The organism is Streptomyces albidochromogenes (assembly GCF_005981925.1).
GTDB lineage: Bacteria > Actinomycetota > Actinomycetes > Streptomycetales > Streptomycetaceae > Streptomyces > Streptomyces albidochromogenes.
Genome location: NZ_VBVX01000386.1, coordinates 1 through 5,415 on the forward strand (window position 1 = coordinate 1; position 5,415 = coordinate 5,415).

Here is a 5,415-nt window from a genome sequence, read left to right on the forward strand (position 1 = left end):
CCCCTTCAGCCACCCAGCCCCCACACCCGCAGCGCCTCGTACCTCGGCTGTGCGCCCGGCACTCCGGGGGTCGGCGGGTTGCTGCGTACGAGAGCAAGCTCACGCACCGTCCAGGCCGTGCTCTCGAAGCCGGCGAGGGCGTCGGCGTACGGCCGCAGGTCGGTGTGGAAGCCGGTGCGGCTCCGGGCGATCGTCAGGTGGGCCTTGTACGCCCGGTGCTCCTCCATCGGCACGCCCGCCCGCCGGGCCGCCGCGTGCGCGCGGTCGGCGAGCATCCGCATCGCGTCGAGTCCGCCGGCCGCCCCGGCCCACAGGGCGCGGTTGCCGAAGTGGCCGCCGCCGTGAACGCGCAGCGGGAAGGGGTCCTGGCGGGCGGCGGCGCGGCCGAAGCGCTCCTCGACGGCGGGCAGGAGGCCGTCGTCCACCTCGCCGAGGAAGGCGAGCGTGTAGTGCCAGCCGCTGTGCCCGGTCCAGCGCAGGCTGTCATGGCCGGGAACGGCGTGCAGGCGCTGCACGGCGACGGCGAGTTCGTCGACGGCCTCAGGGGGTGGCAGTACGGCGGCGAAGAGTCTCATGCGACCAGTTTCCGGCACGCGGCGGTCCAAAATGATCGACTGCGGTCGCCCCCCACCCGAAGGTGCACCTCCACTTTCACCTGCGCAGACACTGTGCCAGCATGGCGGCATGGCGACCAGGATGCTCAGCGTGCGCATAGACAGCGACTCCCTCGAAGCGATCAAGGAGCGTGCCGCGGCCCGCGACATGACGGTTCAGGAATACGTCGTCACGACGCTCCAGCGGGACGAGTTCGCGGAGCGGTTCAAGGCTGCGTTCCGCGAAACGATGGAGCTGTACGGCGACGTACTCGCGGAGATCGACGCGGCCGACAGGGTGGAGGAGGCGGCGGCAGATGCGACTCAGGACGACGCCGACTACGACGCCCCTCCCCGTACGGAGTCCGCTGCCGCATGACAAACCATCTGGACCTCAGTGACCTCCTCTGGGCGGCCGAGGAGCTCCGCGGCGATCCCCAGCCGGACGACCTCGGCGCGCTGATCGCCGCCTGCGCCCGCACCAGGGCCGAGGCCTTCGGCTACGAGGTCTACCAGTCCGTGCACCTCAAAGCGGCGGCTCTGATGCAGACGATCGCTCTGCTCAAGCCGTTTGAACATGACAACAAAACTCTGGCGTTCGGCGCGGCACGTTCCTTCATGGGGGCGAACGGCTTCCGGCTGCACCCCAAGCCGGAGCAGCTGCGGGAGGCCCTGACCCGGGTCCAGCCGGGCGCCCAAGGCGTGCGCGTACTCGCCAAGCACCTGGACCGCTGGGCCCAGCAGTGACCTGCACAGACGGTGGCCCCGGACACGTGCCGTGTCCGGGGCCACCGTCGTGAGGCGATCGCGCCGGCGCCTCACGCCACTGTCGTGAGTTCCTTCGCGCGTACGCCGTCTTCCTGTCGCCGGAGCGGCGCCTTGGGTACGAACGCCACGTGCTGGTGCCCCCGGCGCAGGTCCAGCTTGAGGCGCAGGCCCCCGAGGCGCGCCAGTACGAGCGCCACTCCCACGCCCGCCAGCAGCGAGATCGTGCCGCCCGTCGCGAAGCCGACGCGGGCGCCGTAGGTGTCGGTCACCCAGCCGAGGAGGGGCGCGCCCAGCGGCGTACCGCCGGCGAAGACCATCATGTAGAGGCTCATCACGCGGCCCCGCATCACGGGGTCGGTGGCCATCTGCACGCTCGTGTTGGCGGTGACGTTGACCGTCAGGCCCAGCATGCCGATCGGCACCAGCAGGATCGCGAACAGCCACAGGGACGGCGAGAACGACGCCGTGATCTGCAGCAGGCCGAAGGCCATCGCCGCAAGGACCAGCATCCGCAGCCGCGAGGAGCGGCGACGGGCGGAGAGCAGCGCGCCGGCCAGTGAACCAGCGGCCATCAGGATGTTGAAGAGGGAGTACAGCCCGGCGCCGCCGTCGAAGACGCCGTCGGCGAAGGCGCTCAGCCAGATCGGGAAGTTGAAGCCGAACGTGCCGACGAAGCCGACCAGGACGATCGGCCAGATCAGCTCGGGTCGGCCCGACACGTACCGCAGGCCCTCCCGGAGCTGGCCCTTGCCGCGCGGCACTCTCTCCACCTTGTGCATCTCGCTCTGGCGCATGAGCAGCAGGCCGGCGAGCGGGGCGAGGAAGGACAGGCCGTTGAGCATGAAGGCCCATCCGCTGCCGACGGTCGTGATCAGCACACCCGCGACGGCGGGGCCGATCAGGCGGGCGGACTGGAAGTTCGCCGAGTTGAGGCTGACGGCGTTGCGCAGCTGGCCGGGGCCGACCATCTCGGACACGAACGACTGCCGTGCCGGGTTGTCGACGACCGTGACCATGCCGAGCAGGAACGCGATCAGGTACACGTGCCAGACCTGTACGTGACCGGAGAGCGTCAGGGCGGCGAGCGCCACGCCGCACAGCCCCAGGGCGGCCTGGCTGAAGAGCAGGAGCGTGCGCTTCGGGTACCGGTCGGCGATGACGCCGCCGTACAGGCCGAAGAGCAGCATCGGCAGGAACTGGAGGGCCGTCGTGATGCCGACGGCCGCGGCCGACCCGGTCAGGTCGAGCACCAGCCAGTCCTGGGTGATGCGGGACATCCAGGTGCCGGTGTTGGACACGACGGCGCCGGTGGCGAAGAGCCGGTAGTTCCGGATCTTCAGGGACGAGAACATGCCCGTCGTCCCCGGGTGTTCCTTGGCGTGAATCTCGTGGTGGGTGTTCGGTGCGGGGGCGGAGTCTGCTCCGGATCCCGTACTCAAAGTGGGTTCGCCTCCTTGGCGGCGCGCGGGGTCAGAGGTGTGCGAGCTTCTCCAGGACGGGGGCGGCAGCGCGCAGCTTCGCCCATTCGTCCTCGTCCAGACCGCTCGCGAGGTCGGCCAGCCAGGCGTTCCGCTTGCGGCGGCTCTCTTCGAGCATCGCCTCGGCGGTCTCGGTCTGGCTGACCACCTTCTGCCGGCGGTCGTCGGGATGCGGCTCCAGCCTGACCAGTCCCTTGGCTTCCAGCAGCGCCACGATGCGGGTCATCGAGGGCGGCTGCACGTGCTCCTTGCGGGCCAGCTCACCGGGGGTGGCCGAGCCGCAGCGGGCGAGGGTGCCGAGCACCGACATCTCGGTGGGGCTCAGCGATTCGTCGACGCGCTGATGCTTCAGGCGCCGGCCCAGCCGCATGACGGCCGAGCGCAGGGAGTTCACAGCGGCAGCGTTGCCGTCGTGCGACAGGTCAGGCATGTATTTAGCCTAACTCATTACCCATACTAAAGACCAACCGTATCGCAAGCTCACCCGTACGAGTGAGTCGGCTCCGGAAAGTGACGCGCCGCCCGGGACGGGAACGTCACCCTGTCCCCCATGGGATCGACAGTGCTCAGCCTGCGGATAGACGGCGAACTGCACGACCGCCTCCGGGACCACGCCGCCAAACGCGGAATGAGCGTCCAGGACTATGTGGTCCGGACGCTCATTCGCGACGACTTCGACGAACGCTTCAAGACGGCGGTCGACGAGACGGAGAAGTTCTACGGCCTCGCGTGAGACCGCCCGCACCCCCGCGGGCGCGCACTACGTGAGCTGGAGCGCCGGCATCAGGTAGTAGAAGGCGAAGACCGCCGAGACCGCGTACATCGCCACCGGCACCTCGCGCCCGCGCCCCGCCGCCAGTCGCAGCACGCAGAAGGCGACGAAGCCGATGCCGATGCCGTTCGTGATGGAGTACGTGAACGGCATCATCACCATGGTCAGGAACGCCGGGATCGCGAGCGTGTGGTCGCTCCAGTCGATGTCCTTGACCGAGCCCGACAGGATCAGGAAGCCGACCGCGACCAGGGCCGGCGTGGCGGCCTGCGACGGCACCATCGTGACCAGGGGCGTCAGGAACAGACCCACGGCGAACAGGCCGCCCGTGACGACGTTCGCCAGGCCCGTGCGCGCGCCCTCGCCGACTCCGGCGGTGGACTCCACGAAGCAGGTGGTGGCGGAGCTGGAGCTGGCGCCGCCGGCGGCGACGGCGATGCCGTCGATGAGCAGCACCTTGTTGACGCCCGGCAGGTTGCCCTTCTCGTCCAGCAGTTTGGCCTCGTCGCTGACCCCGAGGATGGTGCCCATCGCGTCGAAGAAGCAGGACAGCAGCACGGTGAAGACGAAGAGGACACCGGTCAGCAGGCCGACCTTCTCGAAGCCGCCGAACAGGCTGACCTGGCCGACCAGGCCGAAGTCGGGCGAGGCCACCGGGTTGCCGGGCCACTCGGGCGTGGTCAGCCCCCAGCCGCCGGCCGGGATGTCCGCGACGGCGTTGACCACGAGGGCGACCACGGTCATCACGACGATGGAGATGAGGATCGCGCCCGGCACCTTGCGGACGATCAGCGCGAGCGTCAGCAGTACGCCGAGGACGAAGACCAGCACCGGCCAGCCGTTGAGGTGGCCGTCGGCGCCGAGCTGGAGCGGCACGGTGGTGTGCGCGGCGTCCGGGATGCGGGAGACGAAACCGGAGTCGACCAGGCCGATCAGCATGATGAACAGACCGATGCCGATGGCGATGCCCTTGCGCAGGCTGAGCGGCACCGCGCTCATCACGCGCTCCCGCAGCCCGGTCGCGACGAGCAGCATCACGACGAAGCCGGCCAGGACGACCATGCCCATCGCGTCGGCCCAGCTCATGCGGGGCGCGAGCTGGAGCGCGACGACGGTGTTGACGCCGAGGCCGGCCGCGAGGGCGATCGGCACGTTGCCGATGACGCCCATGAGCAGCGTGGAGAACGCGGCCGTCAGCACGGTGGCGGTGACCAGCTGGCCGCCGTCGAGCTGGTGCCCGTACATGTCCTTCGCGCTGCCGAGGATGATCGGGTTCAGCACGATGATGTAGGCCATTGCGAAGAAGGTGGCGAGGCCGCCCCGGATCTCGCGCGCGACGGTGGAGCCCCGCTCGGAGATCTTGAAGAAGCGGTCGAGACCGTTCTGCGGCTCCGCGGGGTGCGGCGGCTGCTTGTCGTCGACCGGAGCCGTGACCGAGGGAGACATGCGTGTCCTCATGCGGAAGAAGGGAAGCCAAGGGAGTGAACGAGAAGCGGTCGACCTTGGATGTTCGGACGAACAAAACCAATCAGACCAAAGCCGTTTCAGTATGAATACATAAGAGAAAGATCGCTATCTCCGCGCGTAGACCCCTGTCCGCGCAAGGCCCGCCAGGGCTCCGCCGGGCCGGGCGAGCGCCCGGGACGGCCCGCCTACACTGTCACCATGGCGAAGTGGACCCCCCAGCACGAGGCACCCGAGCCCCTTGAGGGGCCCGTCGTCGCCACCATCGTCGGCGGCACGATTCTCTGGTTCGCCCTCTTCCTCGTGCAGCTCCCCTTCTACGGCTGGTTCGACGACCGGG

Annotated in this window: 7 protein-coding genes and 1 pseudogene; 4 read left to right on the forward strand and 4 right to left on the reverse strand. The window is 69.3% G+C overall.

Features of this window, described 5'->3' with window-relative positions:
• Positions 1-5 precede the first annotated feature (5 nt).
• The gene (gene thpR, locus E2E34_RS30675; protein WP_138905128.1) at positions 6-575 is read right to left on the reverse strand and encodes an RNA 2',3'-cyclic phosphodiesterase; all 570 of its coding nucleotides are present in this window, start codon (positions 573-575) and stop codon (positions 6-8) included.
• Positions 576-684: 109 nt separating this feature from the next.
• On the opposite strand from thpR, the gene E2E34_RS36775 reads away from it, so the two are divergent.
• A complete protein-coding gene (locus tag E2E34_RS36775) occupies positions 685-972 on the forward strand; it encodes a BrnA antitoxin family protein (RefSeq protein ID WP_244316289.1) in 288 nt (95 codons plus the stop codon).
• The gene (locus E2E34_RS30685) at positions 969-1,340 is read left to right on the forward strand and encodes a fic family toxin-antitoxin system, toxin component (protein ID WP_138905129.1); all 372 of its coding nucleotides are present in this window, start codon (positions 969-971) and stop codon (positions 1,338-1,340) included. Before E2E34_RS36775 ends, E2E34_RS30685 begins: the two co-directional genes overlap by 4 nt.
• A gap of 71 nt (positions 1,341-1,411) precedes the next feature.
• On the opposite strand, the gene E2E34_RS30690 is transcribed toward E2E34_RS30685, so the two are convergent.
• Positions 1,412-2,800, reverse strand: coding sequence for an MFS transporter (locus E2E34_RS30690; RefSeq protein WP_138905130.1), 1,389 nt, complete (start codon positions 2,798-2,800; stop codon positions 1,412-1,414).
• Positions 2,801-2,831: 31 nt separating this feature from the next.
• Positions 2,832-3,269, reverse strand: a complete 438-nt coding sequence (locus tag E2E34_RS30695) for a MarR family winged helix-turn-helix transcriptional regulator (RefSeq protein WP_138905131.1) — start codon at positions 3,267-3,269, stop codon at positions 2,832-2,834.
• Between the two features lie 120 nt (positions 3,270-3,389).
• On the opposite strand from E2E34_RS30695, the gene E2E34_RS30700 reads away from it, so the two are divergent.
• Positions 3,390-3,572 (forward strand): toxin-antitoxin system HicB family antitoxin, encoded by a 183-nt coding sequence (locus tag E2E34_RS30700; RefSeq protein WP_069930621.1) that lies wholly within the window; start codon positions 3,390-3,392, stop codon positions 3,570-3,572.
• A gap of 27 nt (positions 3,573-3,599) precedes the next feature.
• On the opposite strand, the gene E2E34_RS30705 is transcribed toward E2E34_RS30700, so the two are convergent.
• The gene (locus tag E2E34_RS30705) at positions 3,600-5,057 is read right to left on the reverse strand and encodes an NCS2 family permease (RefSeq protein ID WP_138905132.1); all 1,458 of its coding nucleotides are present in this window, start codon (positions 5,055-5,057) and stop codon (positions 3,600-3,602) included.
• Between the two features lie 219 nt (positions 5,058-5,276).
• Between E2E34_RS30705 and E2E34_RS36780 the strand changes: the two are divergent.
• Positions 5,277-5,415, forward strand: a pseudogene (locus E2E34_RS36780) (DUF2530 domain-containing protein); the annotation flags it as partial.